Below are 24,994 nucleotides of genomic sequence, written 5' to 3'. Positions count from 1 at the left end.
TTCGGTGCTGCGGATCAGTTCTTGACGAGTTGTGGAGCTTCGGGCTCGTCGGCTTCTTCCGCGGGGAGTGCGTTGTGGGTGGCTGACCGGGCGGGGAGCAGTACGGCCATCACGATCACGATCACGGCCAGCACGGCCGAGATCAGGAAGGCCAGGCGCATACCGTCCAGAGTCGCGATGGTCGGGTCGGTGCCGGTGTCGATCAGCGTGGTGCTGCGCGCCGACATGACCGTGACCACCAGGGCGGTGCCGAAGGCGGCGGCGACCTGTTGGAGGGTGCCCAGCATCGAGCTGCCGTGCGAGTACAGGTTCATCGGCAGGGCGCCCAGGCCCAAGGTGAACACCGGGGTGAACGTGGCGGCCAGCGACACCATCAGCAGGATGTGCAGGGCGAGCAGCTGCCAGTACGGCATGGTCAGCGAGATCTGGGTGAAACCGGCCAGCGCGGCGGTGATGCCGATGGAGCCGGGGATCACCAGCACGCGGCCACCGAACTTGTCGAACAGTTTGCCGACGGTGGGGCCGAGCAGACCCATCGCCAGACCACCGGGCATCACCAGCAGACCGGTTTCCAGCGGGCTCAGGTCCCGCAGGTTCTGCAGGTACAGCGGCAGCAGGATCATCGAGCCCATCATCGCCAGGAACGCGATGGCCATGAGCACCAGCGCCTTGCTGTAGGTGCCCGACAGGAACACCCGCAGGTCGAGCAGCGGGGTGCCGGTGCGCTGCAACTGCAGCTGGCGCAGGGCGAACGCCGCGATCAGCGCGATGCCGGCGGTGACGATCACGATCGCCGTCGTGTAGTCGTCGCCGTGGAACTTGCTCAGACCGAACACCAGGCCACCGAAACCGAGCGCGGCCAGCGCGACACTGAGCAGGTCGATGGCACCGGCCTGTGGCTCACCGACGTTCTTCAGCTGGCGCAGACCCAACCAGGTGACCACACCGGTGATCGGCAGCATCAGCACGAACAGCAGCCGCCACGAATCGATCTGCGGTACGGAGACCTGCAGCACCACACCCGAGACCACCGGGCCCATCGCCGGGGCGACCGAGATCGCCAGGGTGACGTTGCCCATCACCCGGCCGCGGTCCTTCTCCGCCACCACGGTCATCAGGGTGGTCATCAGCAGCGGCATCATCACCGCGGTGCCACCGGCCTGGATGATCCGCCCGATGAGCAGGATCGCGAAGGTCGGCGCGACGGCCGAGAGCACGGTGCCCGCCATGAACGTGGCCATCGCGGTGGCATAGGCCTGGCGCGTGGTGACGCGCTGCAGGAACCAGCCGGTGGTCGGGATGATGGCGGCCATCGTGAGCATGAACGCGGTGGACACCCACTGCGCCGCCACCTCGGTGACTCCGAAGTCGGCCATCAGCCGCGGGATGGCGTTGATCATGATCGTTTCGTTGAGGATCACGACGAACGTCGCGAGCACCAGCACCCGGATGACGATCGGGGTCCGCTCCTTCGCGGCAGGTGCGGATATATCGGCTGGCATCGGTGCAACCTCCGGGAAGCAGGGTGGTTCGGCGGGCGTGAGCTGTGGCCCGATGACGAATGCACGACTTCCCGGCACCACAAGTAAAAGGACGGGCTCGGTGGGTCCAACTCATCGGACGCCAGTCAGTATTCCGATCGGGTACGACAGAAATCACCGGGTTTTCCGCTTTCCGCAGCCGTTATAGCCATGTGATCGCCCAGCTCAGACGGTGGTATCGAGGGCTTCGCCCGCAAATGGTGAGCCTGGTCACTCCGGCGTGGTGAGTTCGGCGAGTCGGCATCGATTCGGCATGGTCGGCGTGTGACCGGCCGGTGTCGCGATGCGGCGCGGTATACCGGAGCGGTGACTACATCGAGGGTGTGGCTTGCTGTGGTGTGCGCGATCGTGACCGTGCTGGGTGGGGCCCAGGCCACGGCTGCTCCGGGGGCGCACGTGGCGGGGGAGATTCCGCTGGGTGGACGTGCCGCGCAGATCGACGTGTATTCGCCCGCGATGGACCGGGTGATCCAGAACAAGGTGATCAAGGCGGCCGGGGCCGGTGCGCCCACGCTGTATCTGCTCACCGGTGCCGGCGGTGGTGCCGACGGCATCTCCTGGTGGGACAACACCGATGTGCGGCATTTCTTCGCCGACAAGTTCGTGAACGTGGTGATGCCGGTCGGCGGGGCGTTCTCGCTCTACACCGACTGGGTCGCCGACGATCCCGGCGTCGGCCGGGTGCGCTGGGAAACCTATCTGACCCGGGAGCTGCCGGGCGTGATCGACGCGGCGCTGGGCACCAACGGGCGCAACGCGATCGCCGGTGTCTCGATGAGCGCGTCCTCGGCCCTGGATCTGGCGATCCAGAGCGGTTCGCGTTTCAGTGCGGTGGCGGCCCTGAGTGGCTGCCCGTGGGCCGCGGATCCGATGGGGATCGCGATGGCCAGCGCGCAGGCGGTGCGTGGTGGCGGCAATCCCGGCAACATGTGGGGCGTGCCCGGCGGGGCCGAGTGGCGCGAGCACGATGTGTTCGCCAATGCCGGTCGGCTGGCGGGCAAGACGATCTTCCTCGCCGCGGCTACCGGTGTACCCGGTGCCAATGACAAGGGACTGCCCTTCCCGCCGCTGGAGACGATCGCGGGAGCGTGCACAGCGGCCTTCGCCGGGCGGCTCGCGCAGCTCGGCATCCCGGCGACCCATGTGCACCGGCCGACCGGTGCGCACACCTGGGGTCAGTTCGAGACCGACCTGCACGAAGCCTGGCCGCACCTGGCCGCCGCCATCAGCTGAAGCCGGTTTCCGGGTGGCGGGCGGGCCGGGCGACAACGACATGGTGATGGACATTTGTCCAGCTCAGGTGTGGTTAGGTGGGGAGACCGATGTTGATAGCATGACGCAACCGTGCCGACCCTTCGAGAGAGTCATCAATGCAGTTCGAAATCGTCGAGCGGGACGAGACATGGGTGGCCGGGCTCCCGGTCCGCAGTCCCAAACGCGCGCTCGGGGAGCTGCGCGACCGAGACCTCGAGGCCGCGTGGTCGGCTGTCCTGCACCAGGATCTCGGCGGCCCGCTGGCCAGCGCCTACACCGACTACACCGGCGAACTGAGCACCTACAACACCCAGATCGTCGGCTACCAGTGCGATTCGCTCGAGCAGGTGACGCGCGGTCATCTGACGGCCCGCCTGCCGCGCGGCACCTACGCCCGCTTCTCCTCGGTCGGCAACTTCCCGCAGGTGATGACCGATCTGTGGACCCAGATCGCCTTCGCCGAGGAGCACAATCAGATCAAGCGCACTTTCACCGGCGATTTCGAGTGTTACCCGCACGCGTACAAGATCGACCTGTATCTGGCGGTCGATCCGCGATGACCTATTCGATCGTGGTGCGCCGGGCCGCGCTGTACGGCGGGCTGGTGGTGCCCCGGGTGCACCCGAGCTTCAAGGTGAGCAACAGCGACCTCATCGAGTTCCTCAAGGATCGGCTGCGCGACCGGCCCGATGACGCCGAACTGCTGCACACCGTCTATGTCCCCGACCCGGCGGGCAATTGGAACGCGCTGGTCGCGCGCGAGTTCACCAGTCCCGACGAGGTGCCGGTCGGTGATCTGATGGTGCGCGTGCCGAAGGGCATCTACGCGCGCTTCGCCCCCAACGGCGACTATCACGACCCGGTCGAAGACGTGTGGGCGCAGGTCGACGACGCCACCGCGTCGGCCGAGATCTCGCGCGCTTATCGCGAGGAGATCGAGGTCTGGCACGGTCCGGAAACCGTGGAGCTGTTCGTCTCGATCCAGGTGGATAACTGATGATTAGCTGACGTAAAACCGTTCGGTTGGTTTGATCTAATTTCCCATTGATCCAAGCCTTTGACCTGCGGATATTTCAGTTTGCTCTGAATGTTGTCGGAGTATTTGCCGAGACTCTGGCGAAACCGCGTTGCATGACGGATACTTCGAGAGCAAATCTCTCGTCGTTCAGCACGTAGGGCTGGGCCGAGTGCGGGACGTGACGCGGTATCGCGTGTAGGTACGGAGTTGTATGAGGTTGTCTATCCCCACGGACCCGGTCGGTGACGTGGATGCGGGCGGGTTGCGCTACCACGATTTCGTCACCGGTTGCACCGCGGAACTGTCGTCCCCCGCAGATCGGCCCGCCACGTGGCGTCGATACACCGAGGGTGCGCTGAAGGTTTACCGCCACTACGGCGTCGAGTCGGCGCTGGACTATCAGGCGATGCGCAGCGGACTGTCGACCACGATGTTCCTCGTGGTGACCGATGCCGGCGGTGCCGTGGTGGGTGGGCTCCGCGCCCAGGGCCCGCACCCCACGGTCGAGGAGGTCGACGGCTTCGGCCCCTGGCGTGCCACAGCGGGCGAGGATGCCATGCGCTCGGCGATAGCCGAACGCGTACCGGAGGGTTTGGTAGAGATCAAAGCGGTGTGGTCGGACCGTACCGCTCACCAGCGAGCCGAGATCGGCGCGTTGCTCTCGCGCGGCGTCGTCCACATCGCCTGGCGGTTGCGAGCGCGCCACGCCTTCGTCACCACGGCGGTGCGCGGTGTCGAGCGCTACGAATCCAGCGGCGGGCGCCGCTGGGCCGATGTCCCCGGCGTGGTCTATCCGGACGAGCGTTACTTCACCGTCCCCATGTCGTGGGATCTGACCGACGAGCTCGCCCCGACGCCCCGGCAACGCGCGCTGATCGCCGTCGAGCGCCGCCAGCTCGTCGCGTCGGAAAACGGGCTCGTCGCCGATTCGGACGGCGTGGTCCGGGCATGACCGACACTGTGCACCCCAACGATGTGTTCCGGCCGGTCGTGCTCGACGACAGTTCGCCCGAAGACGCCGCCGAGCTGGCGCGGCTGCGCCGGGAACCCGGAATCGAGCTGGTCGACCTGCGCGAACCGATGCGCACCGAACTGCGGCGGGTGAACAACCCGCCCGACGCGGATCCGGCGCAGGACCGGTGGGTGTACTACCCGTGGCGCAGAGCGCTGCGGGGCATCGTCGGAGCGCAGGCGTTCCGGGCCATCCGGCTCGACCGCAACCGCAACAAGCTGACCCGGCAGGAACAGGCCGCCCTCGCCACCCGGTCGATCGGCGTGGTCGGGCAGAGCGTGGGGCACGCGGTGGCCTACACCCTCGCGCTCGAAGGCAGTTGCGGACTGCTACGGCTCGCCGACTTCGACACCGTCGAACTGTCGAACCTGAACCGGATTCCCGCGGGGCTCTTCGACATCGGCGTGAACAAATGTGTGGTCACCGCGCGCCGCATCGCCGAACTCGACCCGTACCTGCCGGTGCAGGTCTACCCCGAGGGCATCGACGACGAGTCGATGGACCGGTTCCTCGACGGCCTGTCGGTGGTGCTCGAGGAGTGCGACTCGCTGGATGTGAAGTTCGCGGTGCGCGAAGGCGCTCGCCGCCACCGGATTCCGTTGCTGATGGACACCAGTGACCGTGGCCTGTTCGATGTGGAGCGCTTCGATCTCGAACCGGACCGCCCGCCGTTCCACGGCTTGCTCGGTGCGACGACCGGACCGGATCTGCGTGGGCTCACCACCCGCGAGAAAGCCCCGCACGTGATGCGCATCCTCGACCCGAGGGAGCTGTCGGCGCGGATGGCCGCCAGCCTGGCCGAGATCGATGAGACCGTGACCACCTGGCCGCAGCTCGGTGGCGACATCCAGCTCGGTGCCGCCATCGCCGCGGCCGCGGTGCGCAGGCTCGGTCTCGGGCAGGAACTGGCGTCGGGGCGGGTCCGCGTCGACCTCGAGCGCGCGCTCGACGAACTCACCGAACCGGCCCCGGTCGATTTCGAGCTGCCGGCGCAGGCCGTCGAGGTCGAGGACACCGCGACCGGTACCTCCCCCCGGGCGCTGATCCTCGAGGCGGTGCAACGCGCGCCCTCCGGCGGCAACACCCAACCGTGGTCGGCCACGCTCGACGGTGACGTCGTTCGCATCGACCTCGACCCCTCCCGCACCTCGACGATGGATGTCGGCTACCGGGGCAGTGCGGTGGCGATCGGCGCGGCCCTGCACAACGCGCGCGCGGCCGCGGCGGCGCACGGGTTGCTCGGACCGCATCAGATCGCGGTGAACGCGCCCGACGCGCTCTCGGTGACGTTGCGACTCGGTGACGGCGGCGATGCCGAACTGGCCGGCGAGTATCCGCAGGTGCGCACCCGCGCCACCAACCGTCATCTCGGCGACGGCGCCGAGATCGATCCTCGGGTCCTCGCCGAACTCACCGAGGTGGCGGCCCGAGCCGGCGCGAACCTCTACAGCGTGACCGACCGTGACGGCATCGTGGAGGCGGCCGAGCTGCTGGGCGAGTCCGACCGGATCCGGTACCTGACCCCCCGGTTGCACGCCGAGATGTTCTCGGAACTGCGCTGGCCCACCGACGACCTGCGCACCGGGCTGGACGTGCGCTCGCTGGAACTGGCACCCGACGAGCAGGCGAAACTGCAGATCGGCCGGCGACCCGATGTGATGGAACGTCTGCGTTCCTGGTCGGCCGGGCGGGCACTGGGCGAATACACCCGCGACCGGGTCACGTCGAGTTCGGCAGTGATCGTTGTCTCCGTTGCCGCCGAGGCGGGCGCCGAACCGGATCTTTCGGACTACGTGCGCGGTGGTACGGCCGTACAGAAGGTCTGGTTCGCAGCTCAGCGGCATGATTTGGCGGTGCAACCGGTCTCGCCGGTTTTCCTGTACGCCAGGGACACCGAGGATTTGCGCAGCGTATCTGCGGAGTTCACGGATACACTGACTTCGGTCCACAAGCGATTCTTCGAGCTGATCAGAGTCCCCGTGCACGAGGCGGTCGCTTTGGTACTCCGGCTGAGTTGCGCGCCTGCTCCAACCATCCGGAGCAGCAGGCTCCCGGTACTCGGCTCGGGGAACAACGGATAGCACGATCGGAGACACGGTGCCGCGGCGAACACTCGACTCGTTGGTGACCCAGGTTGCCTCGGAGTTGATGGGCGTCGACGCCACGACACTGGTACCCGCCAGCGAACGTGTGCTCGCCGATCTGGTCGACCACTTCGACGTCGACTTCGCCTACCTACGCCACACCGACCGCAAACGGGGCGTGACGGTGCTGGTGGCCGAATGGCCGCGCCGCATCGACCCGCCGACCCCCGACCCCTTACGGGTCGTCGCGTTCGCCGACGCCGATTCGCTGTTCCGGGAACTGGAAGAGGCCACCGAACCGATCATCATCCGGCGCGGCGACACCGTGCCCGACTACCAGGAGACGATCCGGCGCTCCGCCGGACTCGAGTCGGTGGTCACCGCCTGCGTTCCGCTCGTTTCGCGCGGCCGCTCCAGCGGCGTGCTCGGCTTCATCAAACGCGGCAACCGGGACTGGAGCCCGGGCGAGCTCAACGTTCTCAAGGCCATCGCGGCCCTGTTCGCCCAGTTGCAGGCGCGGGTGGAGGCCGAGGAGCGGCTGCGCTACATCGCCTCCCACGACGACCTGACCGGACTGGCGAATCGGCGGGCGCTGCTCGAACACATGGAATCGCGGCTGCGTGCGGGCGAGCAGGGACCGGTCGTCACCTTCTTCCTCGACCTCGACCGGCTCAAAGCCCTCAACGATTTCCTCGGCCACAGCGCGGGCGACACGTTCATTCGCTCGCTGTCGACGCGGCTGATGGAAAACCTCGACAGCGACGACATGATCGCGCGCCTGGGCGGCGACGAATTCGTCATCGTCCCCGCCAAGACGATGGACGCGGTGGAAGCCGAGCTCGAGGCGTCGCGATTGCAGCAACTGATCAGTCAGCGGGTTTCGGTCGGCACCGAGTCGGTGAGCCGTGGGGTGAGTGTCGGAGTGGCCCTGGGTGTGCCGGGCGAAACCAGCGTCTCCGACGTGTTGCGCCGCGCCGACCATGCCCTGCTCGCCGCGAAATCGGGGGGCGGCAACGGGGTTGTGGTGTTCACCGACGCCATGCGCGCCCAGTTCGAGCTCCAGGACGACGTGGAGCTCAACCTGCGCACAGCGGTCTCCGACAACTCCCTCGTGCTGCACTACCAGCCCGAGGTCGATCTGCGCACCGGCCGCATCGTCGCGCTCGAAGCCCTGGTGCGCTGGGAGCACCCCACCAGGGGACTGTTGCCGCCCGGCGCCTTCGTGGCCGTCGCCGAAGCCACCAACCTCGCCGGCGAGCTCGGCCGCTGGGTGATCCGGTCGGCCTGCGCGCAGTTCGCCGAGTGGCGTCGCCGCGGGCTCGCGGCCAATGTGGTGATCCGGATCAACGTCTCACCCGTGCAGCTGGTGAGCCTGGACTTCGTCGAACGCATCGAGGAAGTGCTGCGGACCTACCAGATCGACGGCAGCTCGGTGTGCCTCGAGATCACCGAGCACGTCGTGGTGCAGGACCTCATGCGCACCAGGCTCACCCTGCGCGGCCTCAAGCGCATGGGCGTGCAGATCGCCATCGACGACTTCGGCACCGGGTACAGCTCACTGTCACACCTGAAGGCGCTGCCGGTGGACGCGGTGAAGATCGACCGCGGCTTCGTGCAACGACTCGGCGACAGCAACGACGACCTGGCGATCGTGAAGTCCATCATCGGGCTGGCCGGATCCTTCGGGCTCGGGGTGGTCGGTGAAGGGGTGGAGACGCCGATGGCGGCCCGCACACTGGTGGGGCTGGGTTGCTATCGCGCGCAGGGGTTCCTGATCGCGCGGCCGTTGCCCGCCGCGGAAGTCGAGGAGCATCTGCGGCAGGGGCGCATCCCGCTCGATCTCGATCTGCCCCGTGCGGGACGCGGCGTGGCGTCGAGCTGAACGCGGTGATGTCGCCAGGTCGATGGTTGCTGCTGGAAACCCTCGCAGGAGAGCGCACCCTCGTCGCCGAGGACGCGCGGCCCAGGCAGTGGTCCGGGCTCGCGCGATTGCACCGCACGCTCGGCCCGGCGCGCGCGGGCCTGGTCATCGACACGGTCGAGCATTGCGCGGCGTCGGCGGACTCGCACCGGGTGGTCGAGGGGGAGACCATCGTGCTGGCCGAACCCGTGCGGTGTGCCCTCGGCGGGATCCACGGTGTGCAGGTCTGGGTGGGGCCGGTGGACGCGCCGGTGTCCCCGCGGCGCCGGGTCGCGGCATGGGACTTCGACACGGTCACCGAACTGGCCCACCACGGGCCCGGCCTGGAAGAACTGGTCTTCGCCAGGGAACCGGAACTGGTACGAGTGGTGCGCACCCCACCCGACGCGTTCGGGCGGATGGTGCGCTTCGACGGGCGGGTCGACTACTTCGACATGGCCACCCGGCTCGAACCCGGCGGACACTGGCAGGGCCAGGTCGACATGCTCGGCGACGACGACACTGTGCGCCGCTTCCAGATGGTCACCCGGGCGCGGCCCGACCTGCGGCGGCTGAGCGCGTTGATGCACGCCGTGCCCGAACTGCGTGACGGCGACAGCGCTGTCGATCCCGACGTCACGATGTTGCGGATGGTGTCGCAGCGCAGCGGAGTCGGAGTGGGGTTGATTCTGCTCTCCAGTGCCGTGATCTACGAGTGGGCGAGCGCCCCGCCGCCGCCGCTGGATCGTTGGGCGGTGGAGCGCCCGGTGATCGACCCCATCGACCTGGCCGCGTTGCGCAGTGCCTGCGCCGAGGTCGCCCGCAGGCCCGGCGCCTGCCGGCGGCTGGCGCTGCGGGTGCGCTTCGCCGAGGGGGAGTGGATTCGCGCGCAGGTGGAGCTGGAGACGATCACCACCGCCGCCACCGGGCACGGACTGTTGCGGGTCTGGTCGGCCGAGCAGGTCTGAGCCGGTGGCCGGCCGCGTCGTCGCGGACCGGGCGAATCGGGTCGGCCGCTTCTTTGGGCGCTGTTCATGTGCCGTTCGGCGGGCGGGTCCCGTGGGTAACCCCGGCGACAGGACGATCGGCGTGTGCGCATCGTGCAGCTCGCCAACTTCTACGGCCCGCGCTCAGGCGGGTTGCGCACCGCTCTGCATCACCTCGGTGGCGGGTATGTGGCGGCCGGACACGAGGTGGTGCTGATCGTGCCGGGGGCCCAGCGTTCGGAGGAAGTGCTGCCCACCGGCGCGGTGCGAATCACCCTGCCCGCGCTGCGAATTCCGGGAACCGGTGGGTATCGAGCGGCGGACCCGCGGCGGGTGGCCGATGTACTGGCCGGGCTCGACCCGGACGTGCTCGAAGTGTCGGACCGGCTGACGCTGCGCGGCTTCGGGCGTTGGGCCGGGCGACGCGGCGTCACCAGCGTGATGATCTCGCACGAACGGCTCGACCGCCTGCTCGGGCAGTTCCTGCCCGGACCGGCGGCCCGCCGCTGCGCCGACGTGGCCAACCGGCGCACCGCCGACGAGTACGACATGGTGGTGTGCACCACCGATTTCGCGCGTGCGGAATTCCAGCGCATCGGCGCGCCCAATGTGGAGTTGGTGCCGTTGGGTGTGGACCTCGACCTGTTCAGCCCACGGCGCCGCGACCTCGGATTGCGGGCGGATCTGGGTGTCGCGGGGCATCCGATGCTGGTGCACTGCGGCCGGTTGTCGGTGGAGAAGCGGGTGGATCGCAGCATCGAGGCCGTGGGGGCGCTGCACCGGGCCGGCGTGCCTGCCCGGCTCGTCGTCGCCGGTGACGGTCCGCGTCGGGAAGCGCTCGAACGCCGCGCCCGCGCCCTGCCCGCCCTGCCCGGTGGCGAGCCGGCGGTGCACTTCACCGGCTTCCTCAGCGACCGGTCGCTGGTCGCGAAACTCCTTGCCACCGCGGATGTATCACTGGCACCCGGCCCGCACGAGACCTTCGGCCTCGCGGCCCTGGAAGCGCTCGCCGCGGGCACGCCTGTCGTCGCCAGCCGCTCCTCGGCGCTGGCCGATATCGTCACCGCCGAATGCGGCGCCGTCGCCGCCGACCGCCCCCGAGCCTTCGCCCGGGCCGTCACCGACGTGCTGGCCCTGCCCACTCCGCACCGCCGTCGCGCCGCCCGCTCCCGCGCCGAACAATTCCCCTGGCCGCGGGCGGTGGCGGGCATGCTCGCGGTACTGGACCGCTGAGGGCGCCGGCCGTCGCGATCAGGCGCAGCCGGATTTCGACGGGCAGTTCAGTTGCACGTCGAGTACGCGCGCGCCGGGGCCCTCGGCGCCGAGCCGGTCGTGCTCGTTGACCAGCTTGCACGAGCCGAGCGACAGGCAGCCGCAGCCGATGCAGCCGGTGAGGTTGTCGCGCAGGCGGGTGAGCTGGATGATGCGGTCGTCGAGGTCCTCGCGCCAGTTCGTGGACAGCGTCTCCCAGTCGCGCCGGGTGGGGGTGCGGCCTTCGGGCAGCCGATCCAGCGCCGACCGGATCTCGCTGAGTGGGATGCCGACCCGCTGCGAGATGCGGATGAACGCGACGCGGCGCAGCGTCTCGCGAGCGTAGCGCCGCTGATTTCCGCTGGTCCGCCGGCTTGTTATGAGCCCCTCGCGTTCGTAGAAGTGCAACGCGGACACCGCGACTCCACTACGATCGGAAAGCTGGCCGGGGGTCAGCTCCTTGGTGTGCCAATCGGCCGTCGTCATCTGCGCTCCTCCCACTTTCACCTCAACAATACTTGAGGTGTTTGTGTCCTGTACGAAAAACGCGCCGACTCGCCCGTGGCGCGAGCGCGGGTCGTTCTGGCAGGCACGCGCGGATCGCATTACCGTTTCGTCCATGGGAACCGACTCGCGCCTGGCTGTCACCTCCGAGGTCGGCACGCTGCGCACGGTGCTGCTGCACCGCCCCGGCGACGAGCTGCGCAGGCTCACCCCGAGCAACAACGACCAACTGCTCTTCGACGGCATCCCCTGGGTCGAACGCGCACAGGAAGAACACGACGCGTTCGCCACGGTGCTGCGTGCGCGCGGAGTCGAAGTGCTGCTGCTGGCCGACCTGCTCACCGAAACCCTGGCCGCCAGCGGCGCCGCCCGCATCCAGGGCATCTCCGCCGCCGTCGACGCGCGCAGACTCGGCCACGACCTGGCCGACCAGCTCGCCGCCGAACTGCGCAAAGTACCGGCCGGGGAACTGGCCGATATCCTGATGGCCGGCATGACCTTCGACGAACTGCCCTTCGGACCCGACACCACCTCGCTGGTACGGCGCATGCACCACGGTGCCGACTTCGTCATCGACCCACTGCCCAACCTGCTGTTCACCCGCGACTCCTCGTTCTGGGTGGGCCCCAAAGTGGCGATCACCTCGCTGGCGCTGCCCGCGCGCAACCGCGAGACCTCGCTCACCGACCTCGTCTACGCCTTCCACCCGCGCTTCCTCGGGGTACGCCGCGCCTACGAGTCCCACACCGCCCCCATCGAGGGCGGTGACGTGCTGTTGCTCGCCCACGGTGTGGTCGCGGTCGGCGTGGGCGAACGCACCACCCCGGCGGGCGCGGAGGCCCTGGCACGCAGCCTCTTCGACGACGACCTCGCCCACACCGTGCTGGTGGTGCCGATCGCGCAGAACCGTGCGACCATGCACCTGGACACGGTGTGCACCATGGTCGACACCGACGCGGTCGTGATGTACCCCGGAGTACGCGAAACCCTGCAAGCCTTCACCATTCGCCGTGCGGACCGCGCCACCGGCCGCGGCCTCGACCCCATCGGTATCAGCGGACCCGAACCGTTCCTGCCCGCCGCGGCCGCCGCCATGGGCATCCCGAAACTGCGCGTGATCGACACCGGGCGCGACGGCCCGGCCGCCGAACGCGAACAGTGGGACGACGGCAACAACACCCTTGCCCTCGCCCCGGGGGTGGTGGTCGCCTACGAACGCAACGAGATGACCAATTCGCGCCTGGCCGACGAAGGGATCGAGGTGCTCACCATTCAGGGTTCCGAACTCGGCTCCGGTCGCGGTGGTCCCCGGTGCATGTCCTGCCCGCTGTCCCGAGACGAGGTGTGAGCATCGTGTTCCACGTCGAGCTGTCCACCGATTCCACCCAGCCCCCGTACGACCAGTTACGCATGGCGGTGATCGAGCAGGTCCGCGCGGGCACGCTCACCGCGGGTACCAAGATCCCCACCGTGCGCGCCCTGGCCGCCGAGCTCGGCATCGCCCCCAACACCGTCGCCCGCGCCTACCGCGAACTCGAAGCCGACGGTGTGGTCGAAACCCGTGGCCGCCAAGGCTCTTTCATCGCCTCCTCCGGCGATCCCACCCGCGACATCGCCGGGCGGGCCGCGGTCGACTACATCGCCACGATCCGGCGCCTCGGCCTCGACGACAGCGCGGCGATCGAGTTCGTCCAGCGTGCGCTACAGGCTTGAGCCCTACCGGCTCGAGCGCTGCGGGCAGCGATGCTCATCGCCAGCTCGGCAACCACAGGTGGTCCTGCCAGGTGGCCGGGCTGATCGGGTGGCCGGTGAGGATCGGCCAGAGCCACACGAAGTTCGCGATCACCAGCCCCAGATAGATGCTCGCGATCAGCAGGCCGAGGGCGTAGCGCTCGTTCACCGGGGCGGGTAGATAGGTGCCGGTGGGGCTGCGCGGTATCCCCGCCGGTCTGGCCGAGCCGAGGATGTCACCGAGTACCAGCGCCACCCCCATCGCCAGGAACGGGGCCAGCACCACCGCGTAGAAGTAGTACATCTGCCGGTCCAGGGTGAGGAACCAGGGCAGCAGACCCGCGCCGTAGGCCACGAGCACGGCCGCGTACCGCCAGTCGCGGCGCACCACACTGCGCCACGCCATCCAGCCGAGCACCGGCAGCGCCAGCCACCACAGCGCCGGTGTGCCCACCGCCATCACGGCCTTCACACACTGCGCCTCACCGCAACCGGTGACGGTGCCGTCGGCGTAGTAGTACAGCATCGGGCGCAGACCCATGGGCCAGGTCCACGGCTTGGATTCCCACGGATGCTGGTTGCCCGCGGAATTGGTGAGACCGGAATGGAAAGCCAGCGTTTCGCCGTGGTAGTACCAGAGTGAGCGCAGCGCGTCGGGCAGGAAGGCGAAGGCCCCGCCGGTGCCCACCTGATTGCCGACCGCGTGCCGGTAGACCCCGCTCTCACTGGCGAACCAGGCCCAGTACGAGGACAGATACACCACCAGTGGAATGACGACCAGCGCGTACAGCGCGGGCCCCACATCGCGGACCAGGGTGCCGACCCACGGCCTGCGCACCCCATAGGCGCGGCGCGCGCTCACATCGAAGGCCACGCTCAGCAGCCCGAAGAACACGATGTAGTACACGCCCGACCATTTGGTGCCACACGCCAGCCCGAGCAGCACGCCCGCGCCGAATCGCCACCAGCGCACCCCCAGGCGCGGACCCCAGTCGGTGACCGCGATGCGTCCGGCCAGGTCCGCGCGCGCCAGGCGTTGGCGCACCTCGTCGCGGTCGACGATCAGGCAGCCGAACGCGGCGGTCACCAGCAGCGCCATGAAGATGTCGAGCATGCCGATGCGTGAGGAGACGAAGGTGAGCCCGTCGGCGATCAGCAGCACCCCGGCGAACGCGCCGATCAGCGTCGAGCGCGCCATCCGGCGCACGATCCGGATCACCAGCAGCACCAGCACCGTGCCCGCCAGCGCCGCGGTGCCGCGCCACCCCCACGCGTTGTACCCGAACAGCGCCTCACTGATCGCGATGAACTGCTTGCCGACCGGTGGGTGCACCACCAGCCCGTAGGCGGGGTTGTCCTCCACCCCGCCGCCGGTGACCATCTGCCAGGCCTGCGGGGCGTAGTGCTTCTCGTCGAAGACCGGGGTGCGCGCGTCGGTGGGGTAGTTCAGGTTCGCGAAACGGGTGACCGCCGCGATCAGTGTGAGCACCAGGGTGACCGCCCAGCCGCGCGCGGTGTCCAGCGGCCCGAAATCGGGGGTGGGACGCAGCGGAGCGGGACTGATCAACGCCGACACGGGGCGCGTCGCGCGCGATTCGGTCACCGGGATCACGCACCGATCGTAGGCGGTGTGACCGAGGAACTCCGAGCCGACACCGGCGCCCACCCGGGTGCCGAGCCCGCCTGACAGAATGGGCCGGGCGCCATCTGCTCGCGCGGCACCCGGGCAGCCGAACACCGTACGCAATACCGGAGAGGCTGGTCAGCACTGTGTTGGTCTTAGCGGCTACACCGATGGGCGACATCGGGGACGCGTCCCAACGACTGCGCGACGCGCTCGGCTCGGCCGACGTGGTCGCCGCCGAGGACACCCGCCGCACCAAATCGCTGGCCAAGGCGCTCGGGGTGGAGATCACCGGTCGCATCGTCAGCTTCTACGACCACGTCGAAACCGCGCGCATCCCCGCCCTGCTCGACGACATCGCCGACGGTCGCACCGTGCTGCTGGTGACCGATGCCGGCATGCCCTCGGTCAGCGACCCCGGTTACCGCCTGGTCGCGGCTGCCGTCGCCCGTGAGCTGCCGGTCACCTGTCTGCCCGGCCCGTCCGCGGTCACCACCGCGCTGGCCCTGTCCGGTCTGCCGGTGGAACGGTTCTGCTTCGACGGTTTCGCCCCCCGCAAGGGTGGTCAGCGCCGAGAGTGGTTGCGCACCTTGGCCTCCGAACAACGCGCCTGCGTGTTCTTCGAAGCCCCCCACCGCCTCGCCGACTGCCTCGCCGACGCCGTCACCGTCCTGGGCCCGAACCGCCGCGCCGCCATCTGCCGCGAACTCACCAAAACCTACGAGGAAGTGGTGCGCGGCACCCTCGGCGAGCTCGCCGAATGGGCCGCCGACGGCGCCCGCGGCGAAATCACCGTCGTCCTGGAAGGCTCCCAGCCCGTCACCGCCGAACCCGCCCAGCTCGTCGACGAGGTGGAAACCCTCGTCACCGGCGGCATGCGCCTCAAAGACGCCTGCGCCGAAGTCTCCGCAGGCCGCGGCGCCTCCCGCCGAGAACTCTACGACGCCGTCCTCGCCGCCCGCTCGAGCCGAGCGGACTGATACGATTGTTGTGAAAGCTGTTGCCAGACAGCATATTGCGGGTCTACTGCGATTTGGCGCAGGCACGCTGCTTATATAGAGTTCAGCTATGACTGTGCGACCTACGAGTCCGCATGACGCGCTGTGTCGCCGGGTCCTCGGCCGTCCCGAGAACGCCGCCTCTGAACTGCGGTCGAAACTGCCGGAAGCATTTGTCGCCCAAGCTGACTGGCCGACATTGAAGCAGCTGCCGACCGGTTTCATCTCCCCACGCCTGACGCCGCGCTACGGAGATCTGCTGTTCTCGGTACAGGCCGCGGGTCAGGAGACATTCATTTACTGCCTGATCGAACACCAGAGCAGCACAGACAAATGGATGTCGCTGCGATTGATCGAGTACATGGTCGCGATCTGGACCCGTTATGTCGGAGACGATCCGCAGACAACCACGTTGCCCGCGATCATCCCGTTGGTAGTGCATGCCGATCCGAAGGGTCGGCGTTGGTCGGCGCCCACCGAGTTGTCGGAGCTGTTCGCTCTCAGCCCACCGGTGCGAGCATCGTTGGGCGATCTCGTGCCCCGCATGCGATACCTGCTCGACGACATGGCCGACACCGACCTGGCCGAGCTGCGCAAACGCGAGCTGACCCCTGCCGTGCTGGTGATGTTGTACGTACTGAAAGTGGCGCCAGGTCGCCGCGATGCGGGTACTCGACTGTTGCCACTGGTAGAGGATGTCGCGGCCATGTTCGACGGCCCGAACGGGCGCGGCGACCTGCAGGCGATGGTGGAGTACATTATTACTGTCAGTGATACGGACCCGACGGGATTCGATTCGCTGTTCGATCGTCTGGGACCGCAGGCGCAGGAGGTCGTGATGACAACCGCAGAAAAGTTGGAAGCCCGCGGTATGGCGGATGCCCTGCTCCGTCAACTCAATCGCAAATTCGGTGAGGTTCCCGAGTCGGTTGTTGCCCGGGTGCGGTCGGCGCAGAACGTTGACCTGGAACGGTGGATCGATCAGATCCTGACAGCGTCGACCATGGACGAGACCCTCAGCTGAACGGCCGGGCCGGAGCCACGTCCGGCTCCGACGGCCTGACCGTCCGGACGGGCGCGGGCGCCTCATTCCGGCCGGATTCCGGTTGTCCTGAATCGGGTGACACTGGCCGTTGTCGGTGGGCTGGGGCATCATCTCGGGTATGACCGCATTGGATACGAAGGCGAAGACTCTGCTGGCGCTGCACCGCCCGGGTGATCCGGTGGTGTTGCCGACCGTGTGGGATGCCTGGTCGGCGAACATCGCGGTGGGCGCGGGGTTTTCGGGATTGACCATGGGTAGTCATCCGGTCGCCGATTCGATCGGTCGCGCCGACGGTGAGGGGATGGGCTTCGAGGAATTGCTGGCCCGAGTGGTGCAGGTGACCGATGCGGTCGATGTGCCGGTGTCGGTCGACATCGAATCCGGGTACGGGCTCGAACCGCTGCAGCTCATCGACGGGCTGCTCGCCGCGGGCGCGGTCGGGCTCAACATCGAAGACACCGTGCACAGCGAAGGTAAGCGGCTGCGCGGGGCCGAGGAGCACGCCGAGGTGGTGCGGGGGCTGCGTGAGGCCGCTGATGCCGCGGGCGTGCACGTGGTCGTCAATGCGCGGACCGATCTGTTCATCCGCCAGGACGGCGACGAGTCCGACCGTCTCGATCGCGCCATCGCGCGCCTGACCCTCGCCGCGGAGGCGGGCGCGGACGTGCTCTACCCGGTGGGCAGGCATTCCGACGCCGATCAGCGTCGCCTCACCGCTGAGCTGCCGCTCCCGGTCAACGCGATCGGGCTGCCCGCGACCCCGGCGAAGTCGCATTTCGCCGAATTGGGGGTGGCCCGGATCAGTTTCGGCCCGTACCTGCAAGCGGCGCTGGCCACCGAGGCGAACAGGCTGCTGGCCGACTGGAAGTAGCGCGTCAGCTGAGGCCGAGCCGGCCGGTGCACGCCGGCCAGGCGCCCCAGCCCTGCCGGGCGCGGGTCACTTCGGCGATGGCGATCTGCTCTTCGCGGGTGGCCAGGTCGGCGCGGGGCGCGTACTTGAGCCCGCCCTGGCGTTCCCAGGTGCTCTGGTCGAACTGGATGCCGCCGTAGTAGCCGTTGCCGGTGTTGATCGACCAGTTGCCGGTCGACTCGCAGCGTGCCAGCGCGTCCCAGATCGCGCCGTCGCGCACCGGCGGCACCTCGGTGCCCGGCTTGGCGCCCTTGCGGACGGTCCGGGGTTCGGCCGGGGTGATGACGTTGGAGTTCACCTGTACTCGCGCGGCCTCCGCGCCGTTGACCATGGTCACCATGAAGGTCGCCTCGTGCAGGCCGGGCGCGCCTTCGCTTTCCACCACGGTGCGGCTCATGTTCATGGTCACGTCCTCGATCACCTGTTCGGCGGGTTCGAGTGGCAGCGTCTCGGTGCGCTGCTCGGTGTGCTTGCGGGTGACGGTGACCTGCATGTCCGCAGTGAGCGGGGTGTCGGCCGCGGGCTCGGTGAAGTCCTGATTCGCCAGCGGAATGCCCGCGGCGGCGAGGAATTCACCGACGGTGGGAGCGGCCAGGCGTACGTCGACCGGCGCGCCGCCGGCGTCGACGAGGGTGACGGTGCGCGGGGTGTAGACGCTGAGTTCGGCGCCGTCGAGCGGCAGCTGTTCGGTGCGGGTGGGCACCACGTGGGCCTCGGCCGGGATCTGCATCTGGGCGAGCGCGTCGCCCGCGGTGACACCGGTGGTCCACACCGTGCGTTCGGTGCCGTCGACGGTGATGGTGATCTCGCGGCCGCGGTTGAGTGTGATGGTGGCCCCGTCGGAGACCTGTGCGCCGGCGGCCGGGCTCACCTCGTCGTGTTCGGAGAGTTCGAAGCCGACGTCGGCGAGGATGGTGCGCACCTCACCCGACATCGTGCTGAGCTCGGTCCGTTCGCCGTCGACGACCAGGGCGACCGTCTTGTGATTGACGATGGCCATGGACGCGCCGACGAGCAGAATCAGCAGCAGGGCCGCGGCTGCCGCGTACAGCAGTGGCGAGCGAGACGAGTTGATCCGCGCAAAAGCCGACATGGTTACAGAACGATAACGACCCGATGTGTGCGCAGCAATACCGTGGCGCCTGATCGGGGGGAGCGCAGGTCACGATTCGATACGGCCGCTGCTGGTGGATAACTTTTCGGCAACCGAAATGTGAGCTGAAACACGTTTATCGTGCGGCTGTGGCATCCGGACGAAACGGACTATCGGATCCGGTACAGCCTGCGCGCGTTCGCCGTGGTGATCTCGGCCAGCGCATCCGGATCCTGCTCGCGCACCTCGGCCAGCGCCCGCACCGTGTACGGCAGGCAGTACGACTCGTTGGGTGCGCCGCGATACGGGTGCGGTGTCAGATACGGCGCGTCGGTCTCGACGAGGATCTGGTCGTCGGGCACCAGCTTGGCGGCCTCTCGCAGTTCGTGCGCGTTCTTGAAACTCACCGTGCCGGAGAAGCTGAGCACATACCCCTCGGCCACGCACGCCTGCGCCATCGTCGCGTCGGAGGAGAAGCAGTGGAAGATCACCGTGTCCGGGGCGCCCTCGTCGAGGAGCACCGCGAGCAGGTCGTGGTCGGCCTCGCGGTTGTGGATCATCAGCGGCTTGCGTACTCGCTTGGCCAGTTCGATGTGCCAGCGGAAACCCGCGATCTGGGTTTCGATGTCGGCGCAGCCGTCGAGTTTGCCCGGCCAGTAGTAGTCCAGACCGGTCTCGCCGACCGCGACCACCCGCGGGTCGATGGCGAGTTGCTCCAGCTCGGCCTTGGCCGCGTCGTCGAGCGCGTTGGCCCGCGTCGGATGGAGGGCGACGGCCGCGTACACCCGCGGATCCCACTGCGCGGCGCCCACGGCCCACCGGGCGGCGGCGAGATCGTCGGCGACGGTGACGACGTGGCCCACACCGGCCGACGCGGCCCGGTCCACGATCGCGATGGTGGATGCGGCATCGGTGGCGCCGCAGGCGTCGAGGTGGGTGTGCGCGTCGATCAGCGGTGCGAGCGGCGACGGGAGGGGCGGAGCCGGACGATTCGTATTTGGCACCCCGATTACAGTAGTGACCATCATGAGCGAGCGACCTGACGGCGCCGAGGCGCCCGCCTTCTACATCACCACCGCCATCGCGTACCCGAACGGTGCGCCGCACATCGGGCACGCGTACGAGTACATCTCCACCGACGCGCTGGCCCGGTTCAAGCGCCTCGACGGCTACGACGTGTTCTTCCTGACCGGCACCGACGAACACGGTCAGAAGATGCAGCAGACCGCCGCCACCCAGGGCGTGCCGGTGCAGGAACTCGCAGCCCGCAACTCCGACGCCTTCGAGGCGATGGACAAAGCGCTCGACATCTCCTTCGACCGCTTCATCCGCACCACCGACGAGGACCACCGGGCCGCCAGCGTGGCGCTGTGGGAGCAGATGCGCGCCAACGGCGACATCTACCTGGGCAACTACTCCGGCTGGTACTCGGTGCGCGACGAGGCCTTCTACACCGAGGAGGAAACCACCCTCCTCGACGACGGCACCCGCGTGTCCACCGAGACCCGGACCCCGGTCACCTGGACCGAGGAGTCGAACTTCTTCTTCCGGCTCTCGGCCTATCAGGACAAGCTGCTCGCGCTGTTCGAGGAGCGCCCCGACTTCATCGCGCCCGCCACCCGGCGCAACGAGATCGTGAGCTACGTCAAGGCCGGATTGAAGGACCTGTCGATCTCGCGCACCACCTTCGACTGGGGCGTGCCGGTGCCGGGCCACCCCGATCACGTGATGTACGTGTGGGTCGACGCGCTCACCAATTACCTGACCGGCGTGGGCTTCCCGGACACCGATTCGGCGCAGTTCCAGAAGTTCTGGCCGGCCGATGTGCACATCATCGGCAAGGACATCACCCGTTTCCACACGGTGTACTGGCCCGCGTTCCTGATGTCGGCCGGGGTCGAGCTGCCCGAGCGGGTGTTCGTGCACGGGTTCCTGTTCAACAAGGGCGAGAAGATGTCGAAGTCGACGGGCAACATCGTCGACCCGCTCGCGCTGGTGTCCACCTACGGCCTGGATCAGGTGCGCTTCTTCCTGCTGCGCGAGATCTCCTACGGTCAGGACGGCAGCTACAGCAACGACGCCATCGCCGGTCGTATCAACACCGACCTGGCCAACGAGTTCGGCAACCTGGTGCAGCGCAGCCTGACCATGGTGCACAAGAACTGTGACGCGAAGGCCCCGGCGCCGGGTGAGTTCACCGCCGACGACCGCGCCCTGCTCGACCGCGCGGGTGGCCTGCTCGACAAGTGCCGCACCGAGTTCGATGCTCAGCAGATGCATCTGGCGCTGGAGGCCATCTGGCTGACGCTGGGCGAGACCAACCGCTATTTCTCCGCCAACGCGCCCTGGGCCCTGCGCAAGTCGGGCACCGAGGAGGACCTGGCGCGGATGGCGACGGTCCTCTACGTCACCCTCGAGGTGGTGCGTATCGTCGCGATTCTGGTGCAGCCGGTGATGCCCGGTTCCGCCGCCAAGATTCTCGACCTGCTCGCGCAGGAGGATCGCACCTTCGCCGACATCGCCACCCCCTTGACTCCGGGCATCGACCTCCCGGCGCCCGAGCCGGTCTTCCCCCGGTACGTCGAGCCCAAGGAGTAACCGAACTCGCCGGTGGCGCCCACCGCTGGGGCGGGATTCGGTGCGGTAGCGTGCTCTCGTTTCGCCGGGTCCGCTGTGCTCGTGCGGTGGTCTCGGCTCGGACGAGGCGAGGGTGGTTGTCATGCTCGGTGTTTCGGCCTGGCGGTGTGCGGTCGCCGCAGTGGCGTTGTCGGCGGGGATCGGGCTCGGCGTGCCGGCCGTGGCGCAGGAGCCGGTCCCCGGTGCGGTGATCTCGGTGATCCCGCAGGCCGACGGCTTTCACGGGATGTCAGGCGCGCAGGTGATCGACTACTGGACCCGCGGGGTCGGTGGCGTGACGCAACCCGCCAGCGGGGCGCTGTATCTGCCGGCCGGGGCGGCGCCTGCGGGTGGTTGGCCGGTGGTCGCTTACGACCACGGCACCACCGGACTGGGCGCCGGGTGCGGTGGGCAGTCGGATCCGGCGGGCGCGCCATGGCCCGATTCGCAAGCGCGCGAGGACGTGTTCCTGCGGCACCTGGTGTCGAAGGGGTTCGCCGTCGTCGCGCCGGACTACCTGGGGCTGGGGCGTTTCGACACCGGTCCGCACCCGTATCTCGACATCGACACCGAGGCCACCGCCACGCTCGACCTGCTGCGTGCGGCGCGGTCGGTGCGGCCGGACCTGTCGCCGGTGTGGCTGGCGGCGGGCATGTCGCAGGGTGGTCATGCGGCGCTGGGTACCGCCCATCGTCGGCAGAGCTACGCGCCGGAACTGGACTTCCGCGGCACCATCGCGATCGACCCGGCCTCGGATGTGGAGAAGGTGGCCACCCTGCTGGGTCCGGGTGCGCGCGATCGGGTCAGCGGCGGCGTGCTCGGGTTCTCGGCGAGCATTCTGGCCGGGCTGCGCGCCGCCCGGCCCGACGCCCGCGTGGACGACTACCTGTCGCCGCTCGGCCGCCAGGTGATCGACGAGATCGGTGCCCTGTGCCAGGACGCCATCGACGCGCGAGTCGCCGACCTCTACCTGGGCGATCTGCTGTCGCGCTCGCTGGGGGAGGAACCGCTGCGCTCGGTGCTGGCCGACTACATGGCCGTGCCGACCAGCGGTTACGACGCCCCGATCCTGTTGCTGGTCAACGCCACCGACCGGACGGTGCCGTCCCCGCTGCACGCCGCGCTGGCTGCCCAGTTCGCCGCGGGCGGGGTCGCGTTTGAGCCGGTCGTCGGCACCGGCAGTCACTGTGAGCTGAACGCGGCGATGTGGGCGGCGATCGACGAGTTCCTGATGCGCGCGGTGTGAGCCGATCTGTACACTCGTCCAGATCTGACCGCCTGGTGGAGAGATGAATCCCTTGCTGAAGAACTCGCTGCGCGCCACTCTCGTTGCCGCACTCACCACCGGCGCGGTACTGACCGCCGGATACGCTCCGGCCGCCGCCGAGGCGCCCGGATCACTCATCTCGGCGCAGGCCGAACCCGCCGGATGGCACGGACTCGACCGGGGCTCGTCGATCGAATACTGGATGACCGACTCCGCCGGCGTCACCCGCCCGGCCAGCGGCGCGATGTTCCTGCCCGAGGGACAGGCGCCCGCCACGGGTTGGCCGATCGTGGCCTACGACCACGGCAGCTCCGGCTCCGCTCCCGGCTGCGGCGGGCAGGCCGACCCCGAGAACGCGCCACTGCCGATGCACCGGGCCCTCGAGGACCGCCTGATCGGACGGTTCGTCGAACAGGGCTTCGCGGTGGTCACTCCCGATTACCTGGGGCTCGGCCGCTTCGACACCGGCCCGCATCCCTACCTGGAGGTCCGCAGCGAGGCCACCGCGACCATCGATCTGGTGCGCGCGGCCCGCGCCGCCGAGCCCGGCCTGTCGCGGACCTGGTCCGCGGCGGGCACCTCCCAGGGCGGTCACGCGGCCTTGAGTGCGGCCCACGTGCAGGCCGAATACGCCCCCGAGCTGGATTTTCGCGGCACCGTGGCCATCGACGCGGCTTCGGATGTGGAGAAGATCCTGCCGTTCATGAGCCCGGACCTGCCGGGGCTGCCGGGTTCCACCTCGTTCGTGGTGAGCATTCTGGCCGGGCTGCGCGCCACCCGTCCCGAGCTCGACATCGACTCCTACCTCACCCCGCGTGGCCAGGAAATCGTCGCCACCGCGGGCACCCAGTGCCTCGACGAGATCGTGGCCGCGACCAAGGGCATCACCTCCGCCGACCTGCTGGTCCGGTCGCTGGCTCCGCTGCGTGCTCCGCTCGCGGCGTACATGATGCTGCCCACCAGCGGTTACGACGCCCCGATCCTGCTGGCGATGAATGTCACCGACACGATCGTGCCCTCGCCGCTGCACGCGGCGCTGGTGGCGCAGCTGGCCCTCAACGGTGTCGACCAGCAGGTGGTGCCGGGAACGGGGCCGCACGGCTCGCTCTCGGCCGAACAGCTCGGCGCCATCGACGCGTTCCTCGCTCGCGTCAACGCCGCCCCGCCACAGCGCTGAGCTGCCCGATCGGCGAGGTTGGTAAGTTCTAGCAGTGTCCGAACCAGAGATTCCCGCGCGCGGTAGCGCCGCATTGCTCGGTCCCGCCGAGGTGCGGACGCTGGCCGAACGTTTCGGTGTCCGGCCGACCAAACAGCTCGGGCAGAACTTCGTGCACGACGGCAACACGGTGCGCCGCATCGTCAGCGCCGCTGGGGTGGGCGCCGGCGACACCGTGCTCGAGGTCGGCCCCGGCCTCGGCTCGCTGACACTGGCCCTGCTCGATGTGGCCGACCGGGTGGTCGCCGTCGAGATCGACCCGGTGCTGGCCCACTTCCTGCCCGAAACGGTCACCGCCCGTGCCCCCGGTCTGGTCGACCGGTTGCAGGTGGTCGAGGCCGACGCGCTGCGCGTGCGCGCCGATCAGTTGCCGGCCGCGCCGACCGCGCTGGTGGCGAACCTGCCTTACAACGTGGCCGTGCCGGTGCTGTTGCATCTGCTGGCCGAACTGCCGAGCATCATGGTGTCGCTGGTGATGGTGCAGGCCGAGGTGGCCGACCGGCTGGCCGCCGATCCGGGGAACCGGGTGTACGGGGTGCCCAGTGTCAAGGCCGGTTTCTTCGGCAAGGTGCGCCGGGCCGGTGCGGTGGGCACCCAGGTGTTCTGGCCGGTGCCGCGGGTGGAATCGGGGCTGGTGCGCATCGACCGGTACCCCGAGGCGCCGTGGCCGATGGACGACGCGCACCGCAGGCGGGTCTTCGAGGTGATCGACTCGGCGTTCGCGCAGCGGCGAAAGACCTTGCGGGCGGCGCTGTCCGGGTGGGCCGGTTCGCCCGCCGAGGCCGAGCGCAGGCTGATCGCCGCGGGCATCGACCCGACCGCGCGCGGGGAAACTCTCGACACCGCCGCTTTCGTCGCGTTGGCCGCGCAGGGCTGAATTCCGGTAGTACACCGGTTGTTCACCGGCGGCCGGCTGGGCGACCTGTGAAAGCAATTGTGGACAA

At 68.8% G+C, this 24,994-nt stretch carries 22 protein-coding genes; 17 read left to right on the top strand and 5 right to left on the bottom strand.

The window, feature by feature from the left end:
* Positions 1-14: 14 nt before the first annotated feature.
* On the bottom strand, positions 15-1,502 hold the full coding sequence (locus ACFO5K_RS16105) for an MDR family MFS transporter (protein ID WP_378562648.1): 1,488 nt from the start codon (positions 1,500-1,502) through the stop codon (positions 15-17).
* A 345-nt stretch (positions 1,503-1,847) separates the two neighbouring features.
* Here ACFO5K_RS16105 and ACFO5K_RS16100 point away from each other — a divergent pair, with 345 nt between their 5' ends.
* The 8 genes from ACFO5K_RS16100 (at position 1,848) to ACFO5K_RS16065 (ending at position 11,028) form a co-directional block, all read left to right on the top strand.
* On the top strand, positions 1,848-2,774 hold the full coding sequence (locus tag ACFO5K_RS16100; RefSeq protein ID WP_378562645.1) for an alpha/beta hydrolase: 927 nt from the start codon (positions 1,848-1,850) through the stop codon (positions 2,772-2,774).
* 137 nt (positions 2,775-2,911) lie between these two features.
* Complete coding sequence (locus ACFO5K_RS16095; protein WP_378562642.1) at positions 2,912-3,355, top strand: GyrI-like domain-containing protein; 444 nt, start codon at positions 2,912-2,914, stop codon at positions 3,353-3,355.
* Positions 3,352-3,792: an effector binding domain-containing protein gene (locus ACFO5K_RS16090; RefSeq protein ID WP_378562639.1), complete on the top strand. Its 441-nt coding sequence runs from the start codon at positions 3,352-3,354 to the stop codon at positions 3,790-3,792. Before ACFO5K_RS16095 ends, ACFO5K_RS16090 begins: the two co-directional genes overlap by 4 nt.
* Before the next feature lie 232 nt (positions 3,793-4,024).
* Positions 4,025-4,765 carry a hypothetical protein gene (locus tag ACFO5K_RS16085; RefSeq protein ID WP_378562636.1) on the top strand — a complete coding sequence of 247 codons (741 nt, stop codon included), beginning with the start codon at positions 4,025-4,027 and terminating at the stop codon, positions 4,763-4,765.
* A complete protein-coding gene (locus ACFO5K_RS16080) occupies positions 4,762-6,906 on the top strand; it encodes an Rv1355c family protein (protein ID WP_378562633.1) in 2,145 nt (714 codons plus the stop codon). Before ACFO5K_RS16085 ends, ACFO5K_RS16080 begins: the two co-directional genes overlap by 4 nt.
* A 43-nt stretch (positions 6,907-6,949) precedes the next feature.
* Positions 6,950-8,791, top strand: coding sequence for a putative bifunctional diguanylate cyclase/phosphodiesterase (locus ACFO5K_RS16075; protein WP_378562630.1), 1,842 nt, complete (start codon positions 6,950-6,952; stop codon positions 8,789-8,791).
* A gap of 8 nt (positions 8,792-8,799) precedes the next feature.
* Positions 8,800-9,777: a GAF domain-containing protein gene (locus tag ACFO5K_RS16070; RefSeq protein ID WP_378562627.1), complete on the top strand. Its 978-nt coding sequence runs from the start codon at positions 8,800-8,802 to the stop codon at positions 9,775-9,777.
* Positions 9,778-9,900: 123 nt separating this feature from the next.
* Positions 9,901-11,028, top strand: a complete 1,128-nt coding sequence (locus ACFO5K_RS16065) for a glycosyltransferase (protein ID WP_378562624.1) — start codon at positions 9,901-9,903, stop codon at positions 11,026-11,028.
* An 18-nt stretch (positions 11,029-11,046) separates the two neighbouring features.
* On the opposite strand, the gene soxR is transcribed toward ACFO5K_RS16065, so the two are convergent.
* Positions 11,047-11,532 carry a redox-sensitive transcriptional activator SoxR gene (gene soxR, locus ACFO5K_RS16060; protein ID WP_378562621.1) on the bottom strand — a complete coding sequence of 162 codons (486 nt, stop codon included), beginning with the start codon at positions 11,530-11,532 and terminating at the stop codon, positions 11,047-11,049.
* A gap of 133 nt (positions 11,533-11,665) precedes the next feature.
* Here soxR and arcA point away from each other — a divergent pair, with 133 nt between their 5' ends.
* Both arcA and ACFO5K_RS16050 read left to right on the top strand, forming a co-directional pair.
* Positions 11,666-12,898 (top strand): arginine deiminase, encoded by a 1,233-nt coding sequence (gene arcA / locus ACFO5K_RS16055; RefSeq protein WP_378562618.1) that lies wholly within the window; start codon positions 11,666-11,668, stop codon positions 12,896-12,898.
* Positions 12,895-13,263, top strand: a complete 369-nt coding sequence (locus tag ACFO5K_RS16050) for a GntR family transcriptional regulator (protein ID WP_378562615.1) — start codon at positions 12,895-12,897, stop codon at positions 13,261-13,263. The genes arcA and ACFO5K_RS16050 overlap by 4 nt, the downstream gene beginning before the upstream one ends.
* A 34-nt stretch (positions 13,264-13,297) precedes the next feature.
* Here the strand turns inward: ACFO5K_RS16050 and ACFO5K_RS16045 are convergent, their stop codons facing one another.
* A complete protein-coding gene (locus ACFO5K_RS16045; RefSeq protein WP_378562613.1) occupies positions 13,298-14,893 on the bottom strand; it encodes a dolichyl-phosphate-mannose--protein mannosyltransferase in 1,596 nt (531 codons plus the stop codon).
* A gap of 158 nt (positions 14,894-15,051) precedes the next feature.
* Between ACFO5K_RS16045 and rsmI the strand changes: the two genes are divergently transcribed.
* The 3 genes from rsmI (at position 15,052) to ACFO5K_RS16030 (ending at position 17,819) form a co-directional block, all read left to right on the top strand.
* Positions 15,052-15,885, top strand: coding sequence for a 16S rRNA (cytidine(1402)-2'-O)-methyltransferase (gene rsmI / locus ACFO5K_RS16040; RefSeq protein WP_378562611.1), 834 nt, complete (start codon positions 15,052-15,054; stop codon positions 15,883-15,885).
* 88 nt (positions 15,886-15,973) lie between these two features.
* Positions 15,974-16,927, top strand: coding sequence for an Rpn family recombination-promoting nuclease/putative transposase (locus tag ACFO5K_RS16035; protein ID WP_378562609.1), 954 nt, complete (start codon positions 15,974-15,976; stop codon positions 16,925-16,927).
* A 139-nt stretch (positions 16,928-17,066) separates the two neighbouring features.
* Positions 17,067-17,819, top strand: coding sequence for an isocitrate lyase/PEP mutase family protein (locus ACFO5K_RS16030; protein WP_378562607.1), 753 nt, complete (start codon positions 17,067-17,069; stop codon positions 17,817-17,819).
* Positions 17,820-17,823: 4 nt separating this feature from the next.
* On the opposite strand, the gene ACFO5K_RS16025 is transcribed toward ACFO5K_RS16030, so the two are convergent.
* Positions 17,824-18,951, bottom strand: a complete 1,128-nt coding sequence (locus ACFO5K_RS16025) for a transglycosylase family protein (protein WP_378562604.1) — start codon at positions 18,949-18,951, stop codon at positions 17,824-17,826.
* Between the two features lie 170 nt (positions 18,952-19,121).
* A complete protein-coding gene (locus tag ACFO5K_RS16020; RefSeq protein ID WP_378562601.1) occupies positions 19,122-19,976 on the bottom strand; it encodes a TatD family hydrolase in 855 nt (284 codons plus the stop codon).
* A gap of 1 nt (position 19,977) precedes the next feature.
* On the opposite strand from ACFO5K_RS16020, the gene metG reads away from it, so the two are divergent.
* The 4 genes from metG (at position 19,978) to rsmA (ending at position 24,927) form a co-directional block, all read left to right on the top strand.
* Positions 19,978-21,549: a methionine--tRNA ligase gene (gene metG, locus ACFO5K_RS16015; protein WP_378562598.1), complete on the top strand. Its 1,572-nt coding sequence runs from the start codon at positions 19,978-19,980 to the stop codon at positions 21,547-21,549.
* 121 nt (positions 21,550-21,670) lie between these two features.
* A complete protein-coding gene (locus tag ACFO5K_RS16010) occupies positions 21,671-22,813 on the top strand; it encodes a lipase family protein (protein WP_378562595.1) in 1,143 nt (380 codons plus the stop codon).
* Positions 22,814-22,856: 43 nt separating this feature from the next.
* Entirely contained in the window at positions 22,857-24,011 is a 1,155-nt protein-coding gene (locus tag ACFO5K_RS16005) for a lipase family protein (protein ID WP_378562592.1), read from the top strand.
* 34 nt (positions 24,012-24,045) lie between these two features.
* On the top strand, positions 24,046-24,927 hold the full coding sequence (gene rsmA, locus ACFO5K_RS16000) for a 16S rRNA (adenine(1518)-N(6)/adenine(1519)-N(6))-dimethyltransferase RsmA (protein WP_378562589.1): 882 nt from the start codon (positions 24,046-24,048) through the stop codon (positions 24,925-24,927).
* The last annotated feature ends 67 nt before the right edge of the window (positions 24,928-24,994 follow it).

Origin of the sequence: Nocardia halotolerans (genome assembly GCF_042650145.1) — a bacterium.
Taxonomy (GTDB): Bacteria; Actinomycetota; Actinomycetes; order Mycobacteriales; family Mycobacteriaceae; genus Nocardia; species Nocardia halotolerans.
Note: the sequence above shows the minus strand (reverse complement) of the source record. Positions and strands in the feature narration are given on the sequence as shown.

Bases quoted from the DNA above. Each gene is read 5' to 3' on its own strand.
- ACFO5K_RS16005 (WP_378562592.1), top strand. From the start codon at position 22,857: ATGAATCCCTTGCTGAAGAACTCGCTGCGCGCCACTCTCGTTGCCGCA.
- ACFO5K_RS16085 (WP_378562636.1), top strand. From the start codon at position 4,025: ATGAGGTTGTCTATCCCCACGGACCCGGTCGGTGACGTGGATGCGGGC.
- arcA (WP_378562618.1), top strand. From the start codon at position 11,666: ATGGGAACCGACTCGCGCCTGGCTGTCACCTCCGAGGTCGGCACGCTG.
- ACFO5K_RS16020 (WP_378562601.1), bottom strand. From the start codon at position 19,976: ATGGTCACTACTGTAATCGGGGTGCCAAATACGAATCGTCCGGCTCCG.
- ACFO5K_RS16030 (WP_378562607.1), top strand. From the start codon at position 17,067: ATGACCGCATTGGATACGAAGGCGAAGACTCTGCTGGCGCTGCACCGC.
- ACFO5K_RS16025 (WP_378562604.1), bottom strand. From the start codon at position 18,951: ATGTCGGCTTTTGCGCGGATCAACTCGTCTCGCTCGCCACTGCTGTAC.
- metG (WP_378562598.1), top strand. From the start codon at position 19,978: ATGAGCGAGCGACCTGACGGCGCCGAGGCGCCCGCCTTCTACATCACC.
- ACFO5K_RS16035 (WP_378562609.1), top strand. From the start codon at position 15,974: ATGACTGTGCGACCTACGAGTCCGCATGACGCGCTGTGTCGCCGGGTC.
- ACFO5K_RS16070 (WP_378562627.1), top strand. From the start codon at position 8,800: ATGTCGCCAGGTCGATGGTTGCTGCTGGAAACCCTCGCAGGAGAGCGC.
- ACFO5K_RS16105 (WP_378562648.1), bottom strand. From the start codon at position 1,502: ATGCCAGCCGATATATCCGCACCTGCCGCGAAGGAGCGGACCCCGATC.
- soxR (WP_378562621.1), bottom strand. From the start codon at position 11,532: ATGACGACGGCCGATTGGCACACCAAGGAGCTGACCCCCGGCCAGCTT.
- ACFO5K_RS16090 (WP_378562639.1), top strand. From the start codon at position 3,352: ATGACCTATTCGATCGTGGTGCGCCGGGCCGCGCTGTACGGCGGGCTG.
- ACFO5K_RS16080 (WP_378562633.1), top strand. From the start codon at position 4,762: ATGACCGACACTGTGCACCCCAACGATGTGTTCCGGCCGGTCGTGCTC.
- ACFO5K_RS16095 (WP_378562642.1), top strand. From the start codon at position 2,912: ATGCAGTTCGAAATCGTCGAGCGGGACGAGACATGGGTGGCCGGGCTC.
- ACFO5K_RS16010 (WP_378562595.1), top strand. From the start codon at position 21,671: ATGCTCGGTGTTTCGGCCTGGCGGTGTGCGGTCGCCGCAGTGGCGTTG.